The organism is Mycobacterium sp. SVM_VP21, from assembly GCA_024758765.1.
GTDB lineage: Bacteria > Actinomycetota > Actinomycetes > Mycobacteriales > Mycobacteriaceae > Mycobacterium > Mycobacterium heraklionense_C.
The window spans coordinates 2,324,797-2,347,330 of sequence record CP101406.1 but is presented as its reverse complement, the minus strand read 5'-3'; the positions used below and the strand labels follow the sequence as shown (position 1 = coordinate 2,347,330).

Below are 22,534 nucleotides of genomic sequence, written 5' to 3'. Positions count from 1 at the left end.
CTATTGCAGCACTAATCTGATCACCATGTCAGCACCCGCCAATATCGACCAACAGTCCACCGTCACAGCACTGCTGGCGCAGGTGGCCGAGGTGGACGACCGCGGTGTCTTCTACGAGGACACCTTCGTCAGCTGGCGAGACCACATTGCCGCGGGCGCCCGGCTCGGTGCCGCGCTGCGGGCCCGCCTCGATCCGGACAAGCCACCGCATGTCGGTGTGCTGCTGGGCAATACGCCGTTCTTCTCCACGATGCTGGTGGCAGCGGCACTGACCGGCATCGTGCCGGTGGGCTTGAACCCCACCCGCCGGGGCGCGGCCCTGGAGCGCGACGTGGCCCACGCGGATTGCCAACTGGTGCTGGCCGACAACACCGCCGACGTCACGGTTCCCGGCATGATCGATGTCGAATCACCCTCGTGGCAATCGGAATTGGCCGGTCATGACGACACTCCGGTGACGTTCCGGGACGCCGACCCCGACGAGTTGTTCATGCTGATCTTCACCTCGGGCACCAGCGGTGACCCGAAGGCGGTGCGCTGCACGCAGTGGAAGGCGGCGTTCCCGGGGGTGATGCTCTCGGGGCGGTTCGGCCTGGGGACCTCCGACGTCTGCTACCTGTCGATGCCGCTGTTTCACTCCAACGCGGTGATGGCGGGCTGGTCGGTGGCGGTGGCCGCCGGCGCGTCAGTCGCGTTGCGCCGCAAGTTCTCCGCCTCCGGGTTCATTTCCGACGTGCGGCGCTTCGGCGCCACCTACGCCAATTACGTGGGCAAACCGCTGTCGTACGTGCTGGCCACCCCGGCGCGGCCCGACGACGCCGACAACCCACTGCGACTTCTTTACGGCAACGAGGGCGCACCCCGGGATCTGGAACGGTTCGCGGCTCGGTTCGGATGCACCGTGATCGACGCCTTCGGCTCCACCGAGGGCGGGGTGGCGATCGGGCGTACCCCGGACACCCCGGCCGGTGCACTGGGGCCGCTGATCGACGGGAACACCATCATCGATGTCGAAACCGGCGAAGAATGCCCACCCGGCGTGGTCGGCGAGTTGGTGAATGCCAGTGGGCGCGGACAGTTCCGCGGCTACTACCGCGATCCCGAGGCCGAGGCGCAGCGAATGGCCGGTGGGATCTATCACTCCGGCGACCTGGCCTACCGTGACGAGGCCGGCTACGCCTACTTCGCCGGCCGGCTCGGCGACTGGATGCGGGTGGACGGCGAGAACCTGGGTACCGCGCCGATCGAGCGGATCCTGCTGCGCCACAACGCCGTCGCCCAAGTCGCGGTGTATCCCATCCCGGACCCCGCGGTGGGTGATCAGGTGATGGCCGCGCTGGTTTTGGCCCGCGGCGCATCGTTCGACGCCGACGACTTCCGCGCATTCCTGGCCGAGCAGCCCGACCTGGGCCCCAAGCAGTGGCCGTCGTATGTTCGGGTAGCCGACGAATTACCGCGCACCGAGACGTTCAAGGTGCTCAAGCGGGTGTTGTCCGCCGAGGCCACCGAGTGCACCGATCCGGTGTACCGGATCTCCCGGTAGCCGGCCGTCCTACTACCTGTCCTTTCACGAGATGACATCCCAGCCTTGGCTCGGATCGCCGTTGCAGTAACGGGTGGAGACCCACGTCCCCGGCGCCGGACCGCCCAGGACAGTGAGGCAGTACCAGCCGGTGTCATTTTTGACCTGGCCGTTGGGGTCGATATTCCAGTTCTGGGGCCACATTCCGACACAAGGTCCAAGGTGCGCGAACAGACCGTCGCCAGCCGGATTAATCAGGCATCCGCCGGGAAAGGCCACATTCTGCAGCTGCCTGCCATTGAGGTACCAGCGCTGGGAGTCCGAATCCTCGCAGGGGTTGACCACCACCGCAGCGAAATAGTTCGCGCTGGGGGCATCCAGACAAGAATCGCCCAGCCGGCTGCCCAACCGAACCGGGCCGTCGGCGGCCGCCAGACCAGCGATTCCCACCGCGACGCACAGCGCCGTACCGACCACGGCAAGGACCCGGCCGACACCGCCCATCACGCGCAACCGGTGCACTGTTCGCTCCGTCTTCTCGGCCCCGTCCACCCCCGTCACCCAAGGTGATCAGCAACTCCTACCACCATGGCTGCCGTCGATGAGCCGCAAACGACGAATTACCCACGCGGTTCCGGCGGGACGCGCGGTGTGGCCACCGCCGTTTCGAACCCCCGGCGCGCAATACTGAATCAATGCCTGCTGCCCGCCGCGTGCTCGTCGCAGTCCTGGCCGCCGTCATGGCCTTACCCCTGACCCTGGCCTCCCCCGCCTCCGCAGAGCCGTTACAGACCAGCTTCGCGCAGCTGGCCAACACCATCCCGGGCAACGTCGGCATCGCCTATGCCCCGGTCGGCCAGAACCAGGCGGGCACGCTCGGCTCCCTGCAGAATGGTGTCGCGTGGTCGACCATCAAGGTCCCGCTGGCGATCGCGGCGCTGCACGCCAACCGCCCGAACGCCCAGGACCTGGCCGCCAAGGCCGTCACGGCATCCGACAACGACGCCGCCGAGCAGTTGTGGTCCTCGCTGGGGCCGGCCCCCCAGGCCGCCCAACAGGTGCAGGCCGTTCTGCGGGCCGGCGGCGACGCCGGCACCGCGGTCGAATCCCGACGACTGCGTCCCGAATTCAGCGCCTTCGGCCAGACCCAGTGGCCACTGGCCCGCCAAGCGGTGTTTGCCGCCCATCTGCCCTGCATGCCCGCCGCCGCACCCGTCGTCAGCTTGATGAAGAACACCGTCCCCGACCAGCGCTGGGGGCTGGCCAGCATCGGCGCCCCGACCAAGGGCGGCTGGGGCCCCGGCCAAGGCGGCGGCTACCTGGTGCGGCAGTTCGGCATCGTCGGCACGCCGGCCGGGTCGCTCGCGGTGGCGCTGGCTGCTGAACCCAAGGACGGCAGCTTCAATTCCGGGATTGCGGCACTCAACCAGATGACCCAGTGGCTCAGTGCCCACGCCGCCGAGCTACCGGGCGGCCGCTGCGCGGGGTAGTTTGGCGGCTAACCACGTGTTACCCGCGAGTAGGAGACCACCGATGCCCGCCCCATCCGCCGCAGACTTCGACCGGCTGCGTCAACTGTCCGCCATCGAGGACATCGACGCCCGGCAGTCGAAGACCATCGACGAGGTCTTCACCGGTAAGCCGCTGACCACCATCCCGGTCGGCAACGCCGAGGACGTGACGGTGGCATTCACCAAAGCCCGCGCGGCCCAGCGCACCTGGGCCGCGCGGAGCGTCAAAGAGCGCAGCGCGATCATCGAGCGCTATCGCGATCTGGTGATCGCCAACCGCGACTTCCTGATGGACGTCTGCCAGGCCGAGACCGGCAAGGCGCGTTCGGCGGCGCAGGAAGAGATCCTCGACATCATGCTCAACGCGCGCTACTACGCGCGTCAGGCCACCAAGTTGCTGGCCTCCAAGCGGGTGCCGGGGCTGCTGCCGGGCATCGTCAAGACCGTCATCAACCACCACCCCAAGGGCGTGGTGGGCGTGATCGCGCCATGGAATTACCCGATGACACTGTCGATTTCCGATGCCATCCCCGCACTGCTGGCGGGCAACGCGGTGGTGGTCAAGCCGGACAGCCAGACCCCGTACTGCACTCTGGCCAACGCCGAACTGCTATATCAGGCCGGGCTGCCGCGCGACTTGTTCGCGGTGGTGCCCGGCCCGGGATCGGTGGTCGGCACCGCGATCGTGCAGCAGTGCGACTATCTGATGTTCACCGGCTCCAGCGCCACCGGCCGCACCCTGGCCGAACAGTGCGGCTCTCGGTTGATCGGTTTCTCCGCCGAACTGGGCGGCAAGAACCCGATGATCGTGACCAAGGGAGCCAACCTATCCGAGGTCGCCAAGGCCGCCACCCGCGCCTGCTTCTCCAACGCCGGTCAGTTGTGCATCTCGATCGAGCGGATCTACGTCGAACGCGAGGTCGCCGACGAATTCGCCGCGAAGTTCGCCGAGCAGGTGCGCGCCATGCAGCTGTCGAACGCCTACGACTTCACCGGCGACATGGGCAGCCTGATCTCCGAAGACCAGATCAAGACCATCTCTAACCATGTCGATGACGCGAAGGCCAAGGGCGCCAAGGTCATCGCCGGCGGAAATGCCCGTCCGGACATCGGGCCGTTGTTCTACGAGCCAACGGTGCTGACCGATGTCACCGACGACATGGAGTGCGGACGCAACGAGACGTTCGGCCCGGTGGTCTCCATCTACCCCGTCGACAACGTCGAAGAGGCCATCGCGAAGGCCAACGACACCGAGTACGGCCTGAACGCCAGCGTGTGGGCCGCCAGCAAGTCCCAGGGTGAGGCGATCGCCGCGCGCATCAAGTCCGGCACGGTCAATGTCGACGAGGGATACGCGCTGGCCTTCGGCAGCGTCGCCGCGCCGATGGGCGGCATGAAGGCCTCCGGGGTGGGCCGCCGCCACGGCGCCGACGGGATCCTGAAGTACACCGAGTCGCAGACCGTCTCCACCGCCCGGGTTCTGAATCTGGACCCACCACTGGGGATTTCCGGCCCGCTGTGGCAGAAAATGCTGACCCCGATGATCCGCGCGGTGCAGGCGCTACCGGGCCGGTAGCGCCTCAGCGCCGGCCGGTGCGGTTCTTCCCCCGGTCGATGTCGCGCTCCAACTCGGCCAGCGCCGGCTCGATCGCGTCGGCCATCTTGTGGATGTCCTCGGCGACCTCCGGCGTGGTCACGAAACCGAAGTCGAGGTGGTCGCGGTAGGAGAAACAGGTGATGTTCAGCGCCACGTCCATGACCGGCGGGCCGAGCGGCACCAGTGACTCCAGTTCCGCCCCGGCCATGTAGATCGGAATCGGCGGCCCCGGCACGTTGGAGACGACGAGGTTGATCGGGGCCAGCCGGTTCGACAGCCCGGTCGCGGTGTAGGCGCGGGCGGCCAGCTGTAGTAGTCCAGGCGGAGTGGTGTCGGTCAGGCCCATGATCTGGTGCGCCGACAGCGCCTTGGCCATCTGCTTGGCGCTCTGGGTGCTGGCGTGAATCGATTTGAGCCGCTGAGCCGGACTCTCGATGTCGGTGGCCATCGACACCGTCATCGAGCTGACCTGGTTGCCGACCTCGCCCTGACTCTCCTCGGTGCGGGTCGATACCGGTATCTGGGCGACGAGCGGCTTGTCCGGCAACTCCCCGCGCTCGCCCAAATACTGCCGAACCGCACCGGCGACCATGGCGAGCACGACGTCATTGAGCTTCACCCCGTAGGCGTCCTTGACGGCCTTGATTCGGGCCAGCTCGATGCGCGCAGCGCTGATCCGCCGGTGCGGCGAGACGCTGGCGTTGAAGCGGGTCACCGGGGCGTCGAAGTAGCGCGGTGGTTTGCGGGCCAGTCCCAGTCCCACGGTGGCGATCTGCTGGCGAACGGTCTGCTGCAGCAGTCGGCCGATGCGGTACGGCGTCTTCACCGCAACGTTGACCAACTCCTCGACGACCCGACGCTCGTAGCTGGGCATGGTGGAGCCGTTCGAGGACTCGGTCGTCTCCGGTAGTGGCGGCCGTGGCTCGGGCGTGATGTCCAGCATGATCTCGAACAGTCCTGCGCCAGAGACGCCGTCGACGATCGCGTGATGCATCTTGGTCAGCGTCGCGACCCGGCCGCCGCTGACGCCTTCGATCACCCACATCTCCCACAGCGGGCGGGAGCGGTCCAGCTTGTACGACATCAGCCGGCCCACGAGCTCCTCGACCTCGCGCCGCCCGCCCGGGGCGGGAACGCCGATGCGCCGCAGGTGGAAGTCGATGTCGAGATTCTCGTCCTCGACGAACCACGGCCGGTCCAACCCCAGCGGGGCCGGGGTGACCCGCCAGCGCAGCTGCGGCAGTTGCGGTAATCGCTCGATCAGGAGCTGGCGAACCCGCTCAAAGCTGTAGTTCGGCGCATTGGTGGTGTCGCAGATCGCCAACCCACCGATGTGCATGTGCCAGCCCGCCGTTTCGGCAGACCAAAACGCCGCGTCGACGCCCGAAAGTCGCTGCATCGACAGAGACTAGCCCGCAAAGCGTTCCGCCGAGGGCAGCTCTGCACCAAAAACTCGGTGAGTTAGCTCTCGGCCGCCACATGCTTGGCGTGCACCTCGTCGGCGGGACGAGCCTCGGTCTGCTCCTTGGCCCAGCGGTAGTCGGGTTTGCCGGCCGGGGAACGCTTGACCTCGTCGACGAACCACAGGCTGCGGGGGACCTTGTAGCCGGCGATCTCGGTCCGGGCGCAGGCGTTGATCTCGTCCAGCGAAGGCCGTGCGTCGCCGCGCGCCTGCACCACCGCGGCCACATGCTGGCCGTAGCGGGCGTCGGGCACCCCGACCACCAGCGCGTCGAAGACGTCGGGGTGGGTCTTGAGGGCGGCCTCGACTTCTTCGGGGTAGATCTTCTCGCCACCGGAGTTGATCGACACCGAGCCGCGGCCCAGCATCGTGACGCTGCCGTCGGCCTCGACCTGTGCGAAGTCGCCGGGGATCGCGTAGCGCACGCCGTTGATGGTGCGGAACGTCTCGGCGGTCTTCTTCTCGTCCTTGTAGTAGCCGACCGGGATGTGGCCGCGCTTGGCGATGATGCCCCGCACGCCCGAGCCGGGCTGGACCTCGTTGCCGTCCTCGTCGAGCACCACGGTGGTTTTGTCGATGGTGACCCGCGGCCCGCCGGTGTGGGCTTCGCCCTTGGCGACGATGCTGGTGCCGCCGAAACCGGTCTCCGAGGATCCGATGGAGTCGGTGATGATCCGGTTGGGCAGCAACTCCAGCAGCCGTTCCTTGATGCTCGGGCTGAACAGCGCCGCGGTGGACGCCAGCAGGAACAGCGACGACAAGTCGTACTCGTTTCCGGCGTCCTGATGAGCCAACAGTGCATCCAGCAGCGGACGCGCCATCGCGTCACCGGTGAAGAACAACAGGTTGACCTTGTGGTCGTGGATGGTGCGCCACACCTGATCGGCGTCGAACTCCGGTGCCAGGACCACGGTCTGGCCGCTGAACAGCGACATCCAGGTCGCCGACTGGGTGGCGCCGTGGATCATCGGCGGGATCGGGTGGCGGACCATCGGCGGGTTGGCGACGGCTTGCTTGGCCAGGTCGTACTCGTCGGCGATCGGCTCGCCGGTGGCGAAGTCGGTGCCGCCGAACAGCACCCGGTAGATGTCCTCGTGGCGCCACATCACGCCCTTGGGGAAACCAGTGGTTCCTCCGGTGTAGAGCAGGTAGATGTCGTCAGCGCTACGCGGCCCGAAGTCCCGCTCCGGCGAGCTCTGCGCCAGCGCGGACTCGAACTCCACGCCGCCGTAGCGCTGGTAGTCCAGATCGCTGCCGTCCTCGACCACCAGGATGGTCTTGACGTTCGGGGTGTCGGGCAGCACGTTGGCCACCCGGTCGGCGTACTGGCGCTCGTGCACCACCGCAACCATGTCCGAGTTGTCGAACAGGTAGCGCAGTTCGCCCTCGACGTAGCGGAAGTTGACGTTGACCAGGATGGCGCCGGCCTTGATGATGCCGAGCATCGCGACGACGATCTCGTTGCGATTGCGGCAGTACAGGCCGACCTTGTCGTCCTTCTTGACGCCCTGGCTGATCAGGTAATGGGCCAGCCGGTTGGCCTTCTCCTCCAGCTGCCCGTAGGTCAGCTGGTCAGGCCCACAGATCAGGGCAACCCGATCCGGTACGGCGTCGATGGCGTGTTCGGCTAAGTCGGCGATGTTGAGAGCCACAACACACAAACTAGAACGTGTTACATTTCGATTTCAAGTCGAGATTCCAACCCGGAAAGGCGGACGCCGGTGAGCGAGTCGTCAGAACAGCCCCACGCCCTCGTTGAGCAGCGCGGACACACGCTGATCGTCACCCTCAACCGGCCAGAGGCCCGCAACGCTCTTTCCGGCGAAATGCTGGCGATCATGGTCGAGGCGTGGGACCGCGTCGACAACGACGACGAGATCCGCTCGTGCATCCTGACCGGCGCCGGTGGTTATTTCTGCGCGGGCATGGACCTCAAAGCGGCCAACAAGAAGGCACCCGGCGACTCCTTCAAGGACGGCAGCTACGACCCGTCGCGCATCGACGGCCTGCTCAAGGGCCGCCGGTTGACCAAGCCGCTGATCGCCGCGGTGGAGGGCCCGGCCATCGCCGGGGGCACCGAGATCCTGCAGGGCACCGACATCCGCATCGCCGGTGAAAGCGCCAAGTTCGGGATCTCCGAGGCCAAGTGGAGCCTGTACCCGATGGGCGGCTCCGCGGTGCGGCTGGTCCGCCAGATTCCCTACACCATGGCCTGTGACCTGCTGTTCACCGGTCGGCACATCACCGCCGCCGAAGCGCTCGAAATGGGCCTGATCGGGCATGTGGTGCCGGACGGTTCCGCGCTGGACAAGGCGCTGGAGATCGCCGAGCAGATCAACAACAACGGCCCGCTGGCGGTGCAGGCGATGCTGCGCACCATCCACGAGACCGAAGGCCTGCACGAGAACGACGCCTTCCAGATCGACACCAAGATCGGCATCAAGGTGTTCTTGAGCGAGGACGCCAAGGAAGGCCCGCGGGCGTTCGCCGAGAAGCGCAAGCCGGAGTTCAAGAACCGCTGATGCGGGTCGCAGTCACCGGCGGCACCGGCTACCTCGGCGCCCACACGGTCAAGACACTGCTGGAAGCCGGACACTCGGTGCGGCTGCTGGTCGCTCCGGGCTGCGGTGACGAGCCCGTCATTCCCCGGTTACGTGAGCTGGGCGCGCTGGAGGTGCTCGACGGCGACATCCGCGACACCGCGGTGGTGGCTGCACTGTTGGACGGCTGCGACTCGGTGCTGCACGCCGCCGGGGTGGTCGGCACCAACGACCGCCAGGAAAAGTTGATGTGGGACATCAACGCTTACGCCACCGAAGCGATCCTGACCCGTGCCGTGGCCGCCGGTCTGGACCCGGTGGTATCGGTCAGTTCCTACAGCGCGCTCTTTCCGCCGCCGAACGGCATCATCGGCCCGGACTCGCCCACCGTGCCCGGGCGCAGCGCCTACGCCCGGACCAAGGCCTACGGCGAGCGGGTGGCCCGCCGGCTGCAGGACGAGGGCGCTCCGGTCGTGGTCACCTATCCCTCCAGCGTCGTCGGCCCGGCGTTTCACACCGCGGCCGGCGTCACCGAACGAGGCTGGGCGCCGATCGTGAAGTACCGGATGGCCCCGGTGGTGCGCGGTGGCATGGCGATGGTCGACGTCCGCGATATCGGCCGGGTACACGAGTCGCTGATGCGGCCCGGCCGCGGCCCGCACCGCTATCTGTGCGGCGGGATCATGGTCAGCTTCGACGAGATGATCGCCGCGGTAGAGCAGGGTTTGGGTGCCCCGGTGCGCCGAATCCCGGTTGCCCCCAGCGTCTTCAAGGGCATCGGCCGAGTCAGCGACCTGGCCAGCAAGCTGCTGCCACTGCCCGAGTCGCTGAGCTACGAGGCGGCCTGGCTGCTGACCTCGGCCACCCCGACGGATGACTCGGCCACGCTGGCCGATCTGGGCCTGGGGTGGCGATCACCGATCGAGGCGATCGTGGAGTCGCTGCGGGTCGGTTAGCCCCGCCGTATCGCGTTCCCGCAAGCCCCATTTCCAGCGAGACCGACGTATTGCAGAGAAAGTGCGAGTAGCGACCTGCAAAACGTCGGTCTCGGAGCTATTGGTCGCGGGGCGACTATCCCAGCAGCGGCTTGGTCGGCGTGAACACCACCGGCATCGATTCCAGGCCACTGACGAAGTTCGCCGGGCGCAACGGCAAGGCGTCACCGGAAGCCAGCCGCAGATCCGGCAGCCGTTGCAAGATCCGCTCGGTCATCAGCCGCAATTCCAGCCGGGCCAGCTGATTGCCCAGACAGAAGTGCGTGCCGAAACCGAATGCCACGTGACTGTTGGGGTCTCGGGTGACATCGAAGCGTTCCGGCTCCTCGAACACCGACTCGTCGAAGTTGGCCGACTCGAACAGCAGCAGCATCTTCTCGCCCTCGCGCAGCCGCGTGCCGTGGAACTCAGTATCGCGGGTCAGGGTGCGGCACATGTTCTTCACCGGCGAGGTCCACCGCAGCATCTCCTCAATCGCCACCGGCAACCGATCGGGTTCGCGCTGCAACAGCTCCCACTGATCGACGTGGCGCAGTAGCTGCGCCGTACCACCGGACAGGGTGTGCCGAGTGGTCTCGTCACCGCCGATCAGAATCAGCAGGGTCTCGAAGATGATCTCGTCATCGGTCATCTGTTCGCCGTCCACCTCGGCGTTGACCAGCACGGAGAACAGGTCATCGGTGGGCTCGGCACGACGTTTCGTGATGATGTTCCGGGTGAATTCGGTCCAGCCGGCGAATGCCGCCATGACCGCCTGGGCCGTCGCCGATTCCGGATCCAGGTGTGAGCTCAGCCCGGCTACCAGGTCGTCGGACCACCTCAGCAGTAGCGATCGTTCTTCTGGCAGCACGCCGAGCATGTCGCCGATCACCGCCATCGGCAGCGGCGCCGCGATGTCGCGGACGAAGTCGCATTCGCCGCGCTCGCAGACCGCATCGATGAGGGTGTCGCACAAGGTCTCGATGGACGGCAGCTGGGCGTGCACCCGCTTGCGGGTGAAGCCGGCGTTGACCAGTTTGCGGCGCACCAGGTGCTCCGGGTCGTCCATGTCGATCATGTAGGGGAAGCCTGGTTGGTCGGGTCGGATGCCGCCGGCGTTGGAGAACACCTCGGGTGTGCGCTCGGCCTCGATCACCGCCTGGTAGGTCGACGCCGCGGCCAGCCCGTTGCGGTCCCGGAACACCGGCTCGTTGGCCCGCATCCAGCCGTAGGCGCCACGAGCTCCCCCGTCGGCATAGAACGTGCCGTCGGTCAGATCGACATCCGGCTTGGTGTCCGGCTTGGCATCGGCCATTACCTCGGTCATCGGCTTCCTCCGGATTACAGTGGGAGTCATGGCTCTTTCACAGCACACGATCGCTGGCACTGTGCTTACCATGCCCGTCCGCATCCGTCATGCGGATGTGCATTCCGCAATGTTTTCGGTGCCCGCGGACGCTGCGCAGGCGATGATCGACTACAGCGGTCTGCAGGTCTTCCAGCAGCAGCCGGGACGCGCCGTGGTCAATCTGATGCTGGCCCGCTATATCGACGGCGACCTCGGCCGCTACCTGGAATTCGGCACCGCGGTGATGGTCAACCCGCCGGGTTCATGCGAGGCCAGCGGCTGGCGCGCACTGGGCTCCGCCGGGGCATTCATCCACCACCTGCCGGTCGACCAAGAGTTCACCCTTGAGGCCGGACGCACCATCTGGGGATTCCCGAAGATCATGGCGGACTTCACCGTTCGCGATACCGGTCAGGGAGGCCGGCGATTGGGCTTCGATGTCGCCGCGGACGGCCAGCACATCGCCACCATGGAATTCGGTCGCGGACTACCGGTTCCGGGACTGCTCACATCTCGGCCGAGGGTCCTGCAAGCATTCAGCCACTTCGACGGCGTTACCCGCCAAGTACCTTGGGAAATGCGGATTTCGAAGGTACGAGGCTCACTGGGGGGTACCACGCTGCGGCTGGGCACCCACCCGTACGCCCGCGAACTAGCCGCATTGGGCCTGCCCAAGCGGCCGATGATGTCGTCGACCGTGGGCCGCGTCGAGATGACCTTCGGCGACGCCCAGGTGGTAGGCGCCTAGATCTTGGCGTCCCGCCCCTCCCAGTACGGGTCGCGCAGCTTGCGCTTGTACAGCTTGCCGTTCGGATCGCGCGGCATCTCGGCGATGTAGTCAATCGAGCGGGGCAGCTTGAACTTCGCCAGCCGTGCGGCCGCGTACTCCATCAGCTCGGCGGTCAGCGCGTCGTCGCCGGTCACGCCGTCGGCGGTCTGCACGACGGCCTTGATCGCCTCACCCCATTCCTCGTCCGGCACCCCGAACACCGCGACGTCGAGCACCTTCGGGTGAATGATCAGCTCGTTCTCGATCTCGGCCGGGTAGACGTTGACCCCGCCGGAGATGATCATGTTGGTCTTGCGGTCCTGCAGATACAGGTAGCCGTCTTCATCCAGGTAGCCGACGTCCCCGACGGTGAACAGGTCACCAGCACGGTTTTCCTCGGTCTTCTTCTGGTCGTTGTGGTAGGCGAACGTGGAACCGCCCATCTGCATGTAGACGGTGCCGACCTCGCCGGACGGCAGCTCGTTGCCTTCGTCGTCGAGCACCTTGACCACCGAATACGGCCAGGCCTTGCCCACCGAACCCGGGTGGGTCAGCCATTCGGCGCCGCTGATCTTGGTACCGCCGCCCTCGGTGGCGGCGTAGTACTCGGTGATCACCGGTCCCCACCAGTCCAACATCTGGCGCTTAACCTCGGGCGGGCACGGCGCCGCGCCGTGGATCATGTTGCGCAGCGAGGACATGTCGTACCGGGCGCGCACCTCGGCGGGCAGCGCCAACAGCCGACGGAATTGGGTGGGCACCATGTGGCTGTGGGTGACCTTGTGCTCGTCAATCAGCGCCAGCATCTCTTCCGGGTCCCACTTGTCCATCAGCACCACTTTGTGACCCAGCTGGATGGAGATCGACGAAAAGTTCAGCACCGCAGTGTGATACAGCGGCGAGCCACAGATGTGTACATGGTTGTCGAAAGGCAACAGGTCATAGAGCGCGAAGAAGCCGGCCGAGGCAACCGGAACCGCGTCCGGGTCGGCACCGGTCAGCGGACGCTTGACCCCCTTGGGCTTGCCGGTGGTGCCCGAGGTGTAGAGCATCGCAGCGCCCATGGTGCGCACGTCGGGCCGGGTCGCCGGTTCCTCGGCGCCCAACGTGGACAGCGGGGCGAACCCCTCGATGTTGCCGACAGCGAACCTCCCCTGGGCGGGCAGGCCGGCCTCGTCCGCGGCGATCTTGGACGCCTCAGCGAACCGCTCGTGAGCGACAACAACTTTCGCACCGCTGTCGGAGAGGATATAACCGATCTCCGGACCAGTCAGATGCCAGTTGACGGCCACGATGTAGAGCCCGGTCTGCATGGCGGCGAAGTACACCGCGAGCGTGTCGACGATGTTCGGCAGCACCATCACCAGCACGTCACCGGGCTCCAGACCCATCGCCTGCAGGCCGCGGCCGTAGCGGTCCGCGCGGGCGGCCAGCTCCCCGTAGGTCAGCTGACCACCGTGAACGTCGACCACGGCGACGGCGTCGGGGGTGTCACGGGCAATGTTCCACAGGCCGGCTTCGCTCATCCGGTCAATCTAGAACGCGTTCTAGTCTGCCCGCAAGACGGGACCGGCGCCGCGCGCCGAACCGAGCTAAACCAGCGAGGCCAGCTGCTGAATCTGCTCGGTGCTGCGCCCGGTGACCACCATCATGGTGACGCCGGCGGCCTCCCATACCTTGATCTGCTTACGGACGTAATCGACGTCACCGACGATCGCGGCGTCGTCCACCAGCTCGTCGGGGATGATCTCGCCGGCCTTGTCCTTTTGTCCGGAGCGGAACAACTTGGTCACGTCGTCAACGACCTCGCCGTAGCCCATCCGGCGGTAGACCTCGGCGTGGAAGTTGGTGTCCTCCGAACCCATGCCGCCCATGTAGAGCGCCAGGTAGGGCTTCATGGCCGCGAACGCCGCGGCACGGTCTTCGGTGATGACGATGTTGGCCGTCGCACAGATCTCGAAGGTTTCCCGGGTACGCCGCGCGCCCGGACGGGCGAAGCCCTCATCGAGCCACTCGTTGTACATGTCGGCCAGCCGCGGGGCGTAGAAGATCGGCAGCCAGCCGTCGGCGATCTCGGCGGCCAGCGCGATGTTCTTCGGGCCTTCGGCGCCGAGCATCACCGGGATGTCAGCCCGGCGCGGGTGGGTGATCGGCTTGAGCGCCTTGCCCAGCCCGGTGCTGCCCTCGCCGCTGATCGGCAGCGGGTAGTGCGGGCCGGCGCTGGTCACCGGGGCCTCGCGGGCCCACACCTGGCGCAGGATGTCGATGTACTCGCGGGTGCGAGCCAGCGGCTTGCCGAAGCGCTGGCCGTACCAGCCCTCCACCACCTGCGGGCCGGACACGCCCAGCCCCAGGATGTGGCGTCCACCGGAGAGGTGGTCCAACGTCAAGGCAGCCATCGCGCAGGCGGTCGGGGTACGTGCCGACAGCTGAACCACCGAGGTGCCCAACCGAACCCGTGACGTCGACGAACCCCACCAGGCCAGCGGCGTATAGGCATCGGAGCCCCACGCCTCGGCGGTGAAGACCGCGTCAAAGCCGGCTTCCTCGGCTGCGCCCACCAGTTCCGCGTGGTTGGTCGGCGGCTGCGCGCCCCAATATCCGAGTTGCAGTCCCAGCTTCATCCTTGGCTCCTCGCTTGCCTGCTTGCCACCATTGTTAGAACCTGTTCTACTCGATGCCGTGACTGCCAGCCAAAGCAACCGCGCGCAGATCGATGAGCATGAGCCGCCCCTCTCTGCGCCGCTGAAGTTGTCCTTCGACTACACACGTTCAGTCGGCCCCGTTCTGGGCGCGTTCTTCACCGCTCTGCGTGAGCGCCGCATCGTCGGCGTACGTGGCTCCGACGGTCGGGTGTACGTGCCGCCGGCCGAGTACGACCCGGTCAGCGACGAACCGCTCACCGAGATCGTACCGGTGAGCAGTGTCGGGACCGTGGTGTCGTGGTCCTGGCAGCCGGCCCCGTTGGAAGGCCAACCGCTGGAGCGCCCGTTCGCCTGGGCTCTGATCAAACTCGACGGCGCCGACGTGCCGTTGCTGCACGCGGTGGCGGCCGAAAGCGCCAAGGACATCAGCGTCGGCACCCGGGTGCACGCACACTGGGCCGACGAGACCGTCGGCGCCATCACCGACATCGCCTACTTCGCGATCGGCGAGGAAGCCGAGCCGGTAGCCGACACCCCGGACGAGCGCGACCCGGTGACCATGGTGGTGATCCCCTCCAGCCTGGAGATCCAGCACACCGCGTCGCTGCCCGAAAGCGCGTACCTGCGCGCCCTGCAGGAAGGCAAGCTGCTCGGTGCGCGCACCGGCGCCGAGGGCAAGCTGTACTTCCCGCCCAAGGAAGCCGACCCGGCCACCGGCCTGCCGTTGGATAATTTCGTCGAGCTGCCCGACAAGGGCACGGTGACGACGTTCGCCATCATCAACATCCCGTTCGCCGGGCAGCGCATCAAGCCGCCGTACGTGGCCGCCTACGTGCTGCTCGACGGTGCCGACATTCCCTTCCTGCACTTGGTTTCTGAGATCGACGCCCACGAGGTGCGGATGGGAATGCGGGTCGAGGCGGTGTGGAAGCCCCGCGAGGAGTGGGGTCTGGGCATCGACAACATCGAGTACTTCCGGCCCACCGGCGAACCGGACGCCGACTACGACACCTACAAGCACCACCTGTGAGGGGCAGCATGACGCAACGCGATGTCGCGGTGGTGGGCTTCGCCCACGCCCCGCACGTTCGCCGCACCGACGGCACCACCAACGGCGTCGAGATGTTGATGCCGTGTTTCGCTCAGTTGTACTCCGACCTGGGCATCGCCCAGACCGACATCGGCTTCTGGTGCTCGGGCTCTTCGGACTACCTTGCCGGCCGGGCGTTCTCGTTCATCTCGGCGATCGACTCGATCGGCGCGGTTCCGCCGATCAACGAGTCGCATGTGGAGATGGACGGCGCGTGGGCGCTGTATGAGGCCTACATCAAGGTGTTGACCGGCGAGGTCGACACCGCGCTGGCCTACGGCTTCGGCAAGTCCTCGGCCGGCCAGCTGCGCCGGATACTGGCCCTGCAGACCGATCCCTATACCGTTGCCCCACTGTGGCCGGACTCGGTCTCGATCGCAGCACTGCAGGCCCGGCTCGGTCTGGACGGCGGCCAATGGACCGCCGAGCAGATGGCGCGGGTGGCGCTGGATACCTTCGCGGTCGCTGATCGAGTGGACTCGGTGGAGCCTTCCACCAGCCTTGATGAGCTGCTGGAGCGTCCGTTCTTCGCCGACCCGCTGCGCCGGCACGACATCGCACCGATCACCGACGGCGCCGCCGCGATCGTCCTGGCCGCCGGCGACAAGGCCCGCGAATTGTGTGAAAACCCGGCCTGGATCACCGGTTTCGAGCATCGCATCGAATCGCCGGTGTTGGGTAGCCGGGACCTGACCCGGTCACTGTCGACCACCGTTTCGACGCGGGCCGCCACCGGCGACGACATGCCGGCGGTGGACGTCGCTGAGATCCACGCGCCGTTCACCCATCAGCATCTGATCCTGACTGAGGCGATGCGGTTGCCGTCGAAGACGAAGGTGAATCCGTCCGGCGGTGCCCTGGCGGCCAATCCGATGTTTGTCGCCGGACTGGAGCGCATCGGCTTCGCCGCGCAGCACATCTTTGATGGTTCGGCGGGCCGGGTACTGGCCCATGCCACCAGCGGCCCTGCGCTGCAACAGAACCTGGTCGCGGTGATGGAAGGACGCAACTGATGGGCCAACTCGCTGCGGTATTGGGCACCGGGCAGACCAAGTACGTCGCCAAGCGCCAGGACGTCTCGATGAACGGCCTGGTGCGCGAGGCCATCGACCGCGCGCTGGCCGACTCGGGCTCGACTTTCGACGACATCGACGCGGTGGTGGTCGGTAAGGCGCCGGACTTCTTCGAGGGCGTGATGATGCCCGAGTTGTTCATGGCCGACGCTGTGGGCGCCACCGGCAAGCCGCTGATCCGGGTGCACACCGCCGGTTCGGTGGGCGGGTCGACCGCGGTCGTGGCGGCCAGCCTGGTCAAGTCAGGTAAGTTCCGGCGCGTGCTGACCATGGCCTGGGAGAAGCAGTCGGAGTCCAACGCCATGTGGGCACTGAGCATCCCGGTGCCGTTCACCAAGCCGGTCGGCGCCGGCGCCGGCGGCTACTTCGCCCCGCACGTGCGCGCGTACATTCGCCGCTCCGGCGCGCCGACACATATCGGCGCGATGGTCGCGGTCAAGGACCGGCTCAACGGTGCCCGCAACCCACTGGCACATCTGCATCAACCGGACATCACACTCGAGAAGGTGATGGCATCCCAGATGCTGTGGGATCCCATCCGTTTCGATGAGACCTGCCCGTCATCCGACGGTGCCGCCGCAATGGTGATCGGCGACGAGCAGATCGCTGACGCGCGGATCGCCGACGGGCATCCGGTGGCCTGGATCCACGCCACCGCACTGCGCACCGAGCCACTGGCTTACTCCGGTCGCGATCAGGTCAATCCGCAGGCCGGCCGGGACGCTGCGGCCGCCTTGTGGAAAGAAGCCGGTATCACCAGCCCGATCGACGAGATCGACTGCGCCGAAGTGTATGTGCCGTTCTCCTGGTTCGAGCCGATGTGGCTGGAGAACCTGGGGTTCGCTCCCGAAGGCGAGGGCTGGAAGCTCACCGAGGCCGGCGAGACCGCGATCGATGGCAAGATCCCGTTCAACGCCTCCGGCGGGGTGCTGTCGTCCAACCCGATCGGCGCCTCGGGCATGATCCGGTTCGCCGAGTCGGCGATCCAGGTGATGGGTAAGGCCGGCGACCACCAGGTTCCGAACGCCCGCAAGGCACTGGGCCACGCCTACGGCGGCGGCTCGCAGTACTACTCGATGTGGGTGGTCGGCGCCGACAAACCCGGCGGTTAGCGATGCTCGACGAAGGAGAGCCGAAGCTGGACCGTCGCATCAAACCCGCCAAGTGAGAGGGAAACCCGCATGAATGCAGATCACCCCGCCCACGTCGCAGGCAAGCGATCCCGTGACGCGGTGGCAGCCCGCGACAAGGAAGCCTGGCTGGCAAACTTCGCCGACGACGCGATCGTGCAAGACCCGATCGGGCCCTCGCACTTCGACCCCGAAGGTAAGGGTCACCGCGGTCGTGACGAGATCTCGGCGTTCTGGGACAAGGCGATCGCCAGCACCGACAAGATCGAGTTCAACTTCTCCGACACCTTCCAGTGCGGCGATGAAGAGGCCAACACCGGCAACATCACCATCACCATGGGCGGGCACCAGATCGTTACCGAGGGTGTGTTCACCTACCGGGCTAACAAGGCCGGTCAGCTCGTGGCGCTGCGCGCCTACTGGGAGTTGGACCGGGCCGCGAAGACCGCTCACAAGATCTAGGCGCTGCGGCAACAGCCCGACACGCCGATTCAGCGTCGGGGATTTCCCACTCGGCGCGCGGGCGCGACGCCCGGCCGGTCACTCAGGTGTGACCGGCTCCATGCCTTCGCGGTAGCGCTGCGCGAGATCCCGGTAGTACGGCGGGTTGGCGTTGATCCACATCTCGGCGCCGGTTCCCGCGATCGGGCCCTTGACGACGGCGGGCGAGCCGGTCACCAGTACCCCGGCCGGAATCTTGGTGCCGGCGAGCACCGTCGCGCCGGCCGCCACCAGGCTGCGGCTGCCGACCACCGCGCCGTCGAGCACGGTGGCGTGGTTGCCGATCAACGCTTCGGCACCGATGTTGGCGCCGTGGATCAGGCACATGTGGGCGATCGTCGCGCCCGGGCCGATGTCCACCGGCACGCCCGGCGGCACGTGCAGCACCGAGCCGTCCTGCACGTTGGCACCCTCGCGCACCACGATGGGGGCGTCGTCGGCACGCAAGATGGCGCCGAACCACACCGAGGCCCCGGCTTCGATGGTGACGTCACCGATGAGTGTGGCGGTGGGAGCGACGAAGGCGGTGGGGTCGATCCGCGGCGAGCGACCATTGAAGGAGAACAGCTGCATCGTTCACATATACCAGGGACCAAAGACCCCGAACCAGCAGGGCTTATTGCGCAAACAGGTGTCAAAACTGTAACGTGTTCTAGTTAGAAGCGAAGGGTTGGAGGCAACAGGTGAGCACTGACAACGCCGAGGTCGGCGTCCGCCACATCGATACCGGGACGCTGCCGGACCGCTATGCGCGTGGCTGGCACTGCCTGGGCCCGGTGAAGGACTTCCAGGACGGCAAGCCGCACTCCATTCACGCGTTCGGCGCCAAGCTGGTGGTTTTCGCCGACTCGCGGGGTGAGGTGCACGTGCTCGACGCCTACTGCCGCCACATGGGCGGGGACCTGAGCCGCGGTGAGATCAAGGGCGACGAGGTCGCCTGCCCGTTCCATGACTGGCGCTGGGGCGGCGACGGGCGTTGCAAGCTGGTGCCCTACTCCAAGCGGACTCCGCGCGTTGCGCGCACCCAGTCCTTCCCGACCGACGTGCGCGGCGGGCTGCTGTTCATGTACAACGACCCGGAGGGCAATCCGCCGCCGGACGAGGTGCGGATCCCGGAGATCCCGGAGTGGTCCAGCGGTGAGTGGACCGACTGGCGCTGGAACTCGATGGTGATCGACTCCAACTGCCGCGACATCATCGACAACGTCACCGACTTCGCGCACTTCTTCTACATCCACTACGGGCTGCCCACGTCGTTCAAGAACGTGTTCGAGGGCCACATCGCCTCGCAGTACCTGCACAATGTCGGGCGTTCCGACGTTCCCGGCCTGGGCACCAGCTACGGCGGTTCGGAATTGGACTCCGAGGCCTCCTACTTCGGCCCGTCGTTCATGATCAACTGGCTGCACAACAGCTACGGCGGTTTCAAGGCCGAGTCGATCCTGATCAACTGCCACTACCCCATCAGCCAGGACCAGTTCCGGCTGATGTGGGGCGTCATCGTGCAGAAGCCCAAGGGCCTCGACGACGCGACGACCGAGAAGATCGCCGACGCCATGACCGACGGCGTCAGCAAGGGCTTCCTGCAGGACGTCGAGATCTGGACGCACAAGAGCCGGATCGAGAACCCGCTGCTGGTCGAAGAAGACGGAGCGGTCTACCAGCTGCGCCGCTGGTACTCACAGTTCTACGTCGACGCTGCCGACGTCACCGCGGAGATGACCGATCGCTTCGAGATCGAGATCGACGCCACAGTGGCCAACGAGAAGTGGAACGCGGAGGTCGCCGAGAACCTGCGGGTGCAGGAAGAAGCGAAGGCCCTAAAGGCCTCAGAAACCGTTAACGCAGAGTAGGTCTGGCACCATGGCCCGCGAGGTTCCCGACGCCGGCGAGCTGGCCCGGTCCATGCTGATGTTCTACGGCCCGCACGACGACCACGGCGAGCACGGCGACTCCGCCGACGACCGGGACGATCAGTCGGGCCCCGACACCCGCTACTCGCGGCAACCGCTGTTTCCGGTCGATCCGGAGCGCTACGAGGCGATTCGTGCTGCGACCGAACGGGATACCGACCGCTACCTGCATTCGGGTCTGATGCCGGTGGAATGCCGGCACTGCACCGCCACCGTCGAGGTCAAGAAGCTGGGCCCCGGATACACCTCGGTGCAATGGAATTCGGCAGCGGTGAAGCAGTGCGCCCATTTCGCCGCCGAACGCGAGGCCGGCCACGGCAGCAGCCGTAGCCGGGGCTGTCCGAAGCTGTCGAAGAGCATTGCGCACGCGGTTGCCGAGGGCCATCTGGAGGAACGATCCAGCGCTCCCCCGCCCGGCGACGGCATCGACTAGACCGTTCTCTCCGCCGAGAGTGCGGTTTGGTTGGCAGATCGCATCTTTGACCGACCAAACCGCACACTCGGCGGGTGGCACGGCCAAATTCACTGACTCACAGGCCGGCGAAGCGCTCCCGGACCGCCTCGGCGGTCAACCCATAGTCGGCCAGTGAGTATTCGTGCTTCGGCGCGCGCGGGCCGGTCTTGCTTGCGGCATAGTCGTCGGCCATGGCCTGACGCGCCTCATCGGACAGCGGTAGGCCGAAGCGTTCGTAGATGCTCGCGGCGGTGGCCAGCGGGTCGGCGACGAACTCCTTGTAATCGATGTCGCAGAACTGAGCCTGGTTATATTGGGCGCGTTGGCTGTTGAACAGCTCCAACCCGCGAGCCCAGGTCTCCATCTCGTCGGCGCCGATCCGCGCACCGACGAAGGTGTTCGACTGACCTTCGGTGGTGTGCCGAGCCAGCGAACACATCGACGCCAGGATGGTTTCGGCCGGCCGGTGGCACTGCACGATGAGCGCGTCGGGATAGACCGCCATGATCGCGTCCAGCGCGAACAGGTGACTGGGGTTCTTGAGCACCCACCGCTTGCCGGGGTCGTTGAGCCCGATCAGTTGCAGGTTGCGGCGGTGCCGCTGGTACGACGGGACCCAGTCCCGTTCGGAGAGCCAGCGCGAATAGCTCGGCAGGTGCGCCAGCGTCTCATATGACACGGAGTGCAGCGACTGGCGCAGCAGCTGCCAGCACTCTTCCAATCCGTCGGCGGTCATGAAGTGCAGCCCGGTGTAGTCCGGGTTCTCGTCATGGTGCCGCGCGAACTGGGCGGCCATCTGCTGGTAAACCGGGTTGCTGTCCCAGGTTTCGCGTGGCGGCCGCGGCTGCGGGAACTCGGCCAGCCACATCTCCAAGCCCTGGTGCGCCGGGTCGGCGCCCAGTAGCCGGTGCAGCGCGGTGGTTCCGGTGCGGGGCAAACCGGTCACGAAGATCGGCCGCTCGATACCGACCTGGGTGTACTCAGGGTTCGCATTCCAGCCGGCCTGCGACAGCAACCGGGCCACCAGCGCACCACGCAGGAAGAACCGATTCATCTTGCTGCCCAGCTCGGTGAGGTCGGCCTCGGTCTGATACGAGTCCAGCAGCACGCCGAGCGCTTCGCGGTAGTTGTCGTCGTCGGGACCGAAGTCGTCCAGACCCACCATCTTGGTGGCCGAGGCGTGCAGATCCTCGACGGTGCCGACGTTGGTACGAGCCGTCATCAGTTGTGGTACTCCCCGCAGTTGACGTCGATAACCTGGCCGCTGATGCCGCTGGCCAGATCGCTGGCCAAAAACAGCACCGCCGACGCCACCTCGTCCTCGGTCGGCAGCCGCCTCAGGTCGGAGTTGGCGGCGGTGGCCGCATAGATCTGCTCGACGGTGGTGCCGTACTTACCGGCCTGGTGGGCGAAGTAGCTCTGCAGGGTGTCGCCCCAGATGTATCCGGGAGCAACGGAGTTGACCCGGATACCCTGCTCGCCCAGTTCGGACGCCAACGACTGCGACATCGCCAGCAGGGCGGCCTTGGCCATCTTGTAGGCGCCGTACTTGGGCTGCGAGTGCCGGATCACCATCGAGTTCAGGTTGACGATCGAGCCTCCTGCCGCTGCCAGAGCCGGCGTGAAGCCCTGGGTCAGGCGCAGCGCGCCAAGCCCGCTGAGCTCGATGGCGTCGCGGATATGCTGAAACGTGGTCTGCGCCAATGGCTTCATCGACGGCACCCGGAAGGCGTTGTTGATCAACACGTCGATGTGGTCGAACTCGGCCGAGGCCGCGTCCACCAGGTGCGCTACCTGGTCGTCCTCGGTGATGTCGGCCGGGACCACCAGGGCGCGACGCCCGGCGGCCCTGACCTGCTTGGCCACCTCTTCGAGGCGATCGGCGCTGCGCGCGACCAGCACCAGGTCGGCGCCCTCGGCCGCGAACCGATTGGCCATCGTGCTGCCGAGCCCCGGCCCGACCCCGCTGATCACAACGACTTTGCCGTTGAGCAATCCGGTCATC

Annotated in this window: 21 protein-coding genes; 12 read left to right on the top strand and 9 right to left on the bottom strand. The window is 66.6% G+C overall.

Annotation, left to right across the window (positions count from 1 at the left end; translation table 11 throughout):
• The first annotated feature begins 25 nt into the window (after positions 1 to 25).
• Positions 26 to 1,543: a long-chain-fatty-acid--CoA ligase FadD17 gene (gene fadD17, locus NM962_10755; protein UVO14422.1), complete on the top strand. Its 1,518-nt coding sequence runs from the start codon at positions 26 to 28 to the stop codon at positions 1,541 to 1,543.
• Positions 1,544 to 1,567: 24 nt separating this feature from the next.
• Here fadD17 and NM962_10750 read toward each other — a convergent pair whose 3' ends face one another.
• Positions 1,568 to 2,044, bottom strand: a complete 477-nt coding sequence (locus NM962_10750) for an RICIN domain-containing protein (GenBank protein ID UVO14670.1) — start codon at positions 2,042 to 2,044, stop codon at positions 1,568 to 1,570.
• A gap of 218 nt (positions 2,045 to 2,262) precedes the next feature.
• On the opposite strand from NM962_10750, the gene NM962_10745 reads away from it, so the two are divergent.
• Positions 2,263 to 3,012, top strand: a complete 750-nt coding sequence (locus NM962_10745; protein ID UVO14669.1) for a hypothetical protein — start codon at positions 2,263 to 2,265, stop codon at positions 3,010 to 3,012.
• Positions 3,013 to 3,055: 43 nt separating this feature from the next.
• Positions 3,056 to 4,609, top strand: coding sequence for a succinic semialdehyde dehydrogenase (locus NM962_10740; GenBank protein UVO14421.1), 1,554 nt, complete (start codon positions 3,056 to 3,058; stop codon positions 4,607 to 4,609).
• 4 nt (positions 4,610 to 4,613) lie between these two features.
• Here NM962_10740 and NM962_10735 read toward each other — a convergent pair whose 3' ends face one another.
• Positions 4,614 to 6,029 carry a wax ester/triacylglycerol synthase family O-acyltransferase gene (locus NM962_10735; GenBank protein ID UVO14420.1) on the bottom strand — a complete coding sequence of 472 codons (1,416 nt, stop codon included), beginning with the start codon at positions 6,027 to 6,029 and terminating at the stop codon, positions 4,614 to 4,616.
• A gap of 62 nt (positions 6,030 to 6,091) precedes the next feature.
• Complete coding sequence (locus tag NM962_10730; GenBank protein ID UVO14419.1) at positions 6,092 to 7,744, bottom strand: acyl-CoA synthetase; 1,653 nt, start codon at positions 7,742 to 7,744, stop codon at positions 6,092 to 6,094.
• Between the two features lie 69 nt (positions 7,745 to 7,813).
• On the opposite strand from NM962_10730, the gene NM962_10725 reads away from it, so the two are divergent.
• Together NM962_10725 and NM962_10720 are read left to right on the top strand one after the other, a co-directional pair.
• Complete coding sequence (locus tag NM962_10725; GenBank protein UVO14418.1) at positions 7,814 to 8,614, top strand: crotonase/enoyl-CoA hydratase family protein; 801 nt, start codon at positions 7,814 to 7,816, stop codon at positions 8,612 to 8,614.
• Positions 8,614 to 9,588 carry an NAD-dependent epimerase/dehydratase family protein gene (locus tag NM962_10720; GenBank protein UVO14417.1) on the top strand — a complete coding sequence of 325 codons (975 nt, stop codon included), beginning with the start codon at positions 8,614 to 8,616 and terminating at the stop codon, positions 9,586 to 9,588. Before NM962_10725 ends, NM962_10720 begins: the two co-directional genes overlap by 1 nt.
• A gap of 115 nt (positions 9,589 to 9,703) precedes the next feature.
• Here the strand turns inward: NM962_10720 and NM962_10715 are convergent, their stop codons facing one another.
• Positions 9,704 to 10,933 (bottom strand): cytochrome P450, encoded by a 1,230-nt coding sequence (locus NM962_10715; GenBank protein UVO14416.1) that lies wholly within the window; start codon positions 10,931 to 10,933, stop codon positions 9,704 to 9,706.
• 28 nt (positions 10,934 to 10,961) lie between these two features.
• Here NM962_10715 and NM962_10710 point away from each other — a divergent pair, with 28 nt between their 5' ends.
• Positions 10,962 to 11,702 carry an acetoacetate decarboxylase family protein gene (locus tag NM962_10710; protein UVO14415.1) on the top strand — a complete coding sequence of 247 codons (741 nt, stop codon included), beginning with the start codon at positions 10,962 to 10,964 and terminating at the stop codon, positions 11,700 to 11,702.
• Here the strand turns inward: NM962_10710 and NM962_10705 are convergent.
• On the bottom strand, positions 11,699 to 13,249 hold the full coding sequence (locus tag NM962_10705; protein ID UVO14414.1) for an acyl-CoA synthetase: 1,551 nt from the start codon (positions 13,247 to 13,249) through the stop codon (positions 11,699 to 11,701). The genes NM962_10710 and NM962_10705 overlap by 4 nt on opposite strands.
• A gap of 66 nt (positions 13,250 to 13,315) precedes the next feature.
• The gene (locus tag NM962_10700) at positions 13,316 to 14,347 is read right to left on the bottom strand and encodes an LLM class F420-dependent oxidoreductase (GenBank protein UVO14413.1); all 1,032 of its coding nucleotides are present in this window, start codon (positions 14,345 to 14,347) and stop codon (positions 13,316 to 13,318) included.
• A gap of 58 nt (positions 14,348 to 14,405) precedes the next feature.
• Here NM962_10700 and NM962_10695 point away from each other — a divergent pair, with 58 nt between their 5' ends.
• The 4 genes from NM962_10695 (at position 14,406) to NM962_10680 (ending at position 18,123) form a co-directional block, all read left to right on the top strand.
• Entirely contained in the window at positions 14,406 to 15,398 is a 993-nt protein-coding gene (locus NM962_10695) for an OB-fold domain-containing protein (GenBank protein UVO14412.1), read from the top strand.
• Positions 15,399 to 15,406: 8 nt separating this feature from the next.
• Entirely contained in the window at positions 15,407 to 16,471 is a 1,065-nt protein-coding gene (locus NM962_10690) for a thiolase domain-containing protein (protein UVO14411.1), read from the top strand.
• Positions 16,468 to 17,643: a thiolase domain-containing protein gene (locus NM962_10685; GenBank protein UVO14668.1), complete on the top strand. Its 1,176-nt coding sequence runs from the start codon at positions 16,468 to 16,470 to the stop codon at positions 17,641 to 17,643. Before NM962_10690 ends, NM962_10685 begins: the two co-directional genes overlap by 4 nt.
• Positions 17,644 to 17,712: 69 nt before the next feature.
• Positions 17,713 to 18,123, top strand: coding sequence for a nuclear transport factor 2 family protein (locus NM962_10680; protein UVO14410.1), 411 nt, complete (start codon positions 17,713 to 17,715; stop codon positions 18,121 to 18,123).
• A 78-nt stretch (positions 18,124 to 18,201) separates the two neighbouring features.
• Here NM962_10680 and NM962_10675 read toward each other — a convergent pair whose 3' ends face one another.
• Positions 18,202 to 18,735, bottom strand: a complete 534-nt coding sequence (locus NM962_10675) for a gamma carbonic anhydrase family protein (GenBank protein ID UVO14409.1) — start codon at positions 18,733 to 18,735, stop codon at positions 18,202 to 18,204.
• Between the two features lie 110 nt (positions 18,736 to 18,845).
• Between NM962_10675 and NM962_10670 the strand changes: the two genes are divergently transcribed.
• Positions 18,846 to 20,015 (top strand): aromatic ring-hydroxylating dioxygenase subunit alpha, encoded by a 1,170-nt coding sequence (locus NM962_10670; GenBank protein ID UVO14408.1) that lies wholly within the window; start codon positions 18,846 to 18,848, stop codon positions 20,013 to 20,015.
• A 10-nt stretch (positions 20,016 to 20,025) separates the two neighbouring features.
• Positions 20,026 to 20,508 (top strand): hypothetical protein, encoded by a 483-nt coding sequence (locus NM962_10665; GenBank protein ID UVO14407.1) that lies wholly within the window; start codon positions 20,026 to 20,028, stop codon positions 20,506 to 20,508.
• A gap of 97 nt (positions 20,509 to 20,605) precedes the next feature.
• On the opposite strand, the gene NM962_10660 is transcribed toward NM962_10665, so the two are convergent.
• Both NM962_10660 and NM962_10655 read right to left on the bottom strand, forming a co-directional pair.
• Positions 20,606 to 21,751, bottom strand: coding sequence for a sulfotransferase (locus tag NM962_10660; protein UVO14406.1), 1,146 nt, complete (start codon positions 21,749 to 21,751; stop codon positions 20,606 to 20,608).
• A complete protein-coding gene (locus NM962_10655) occupies positions 21,751 to 22,533 on the bottom strand; it encodes an SDR family oxidoreductase (protein UVO14667.1) in 783 nt (260 codons plus the stop codon). Before NM962_10655 ends, NM962_10660 begins: the two co-directional genes overlap by 1 nt.
• Position 22,534 lies beyond the last annotated feature (1 nt).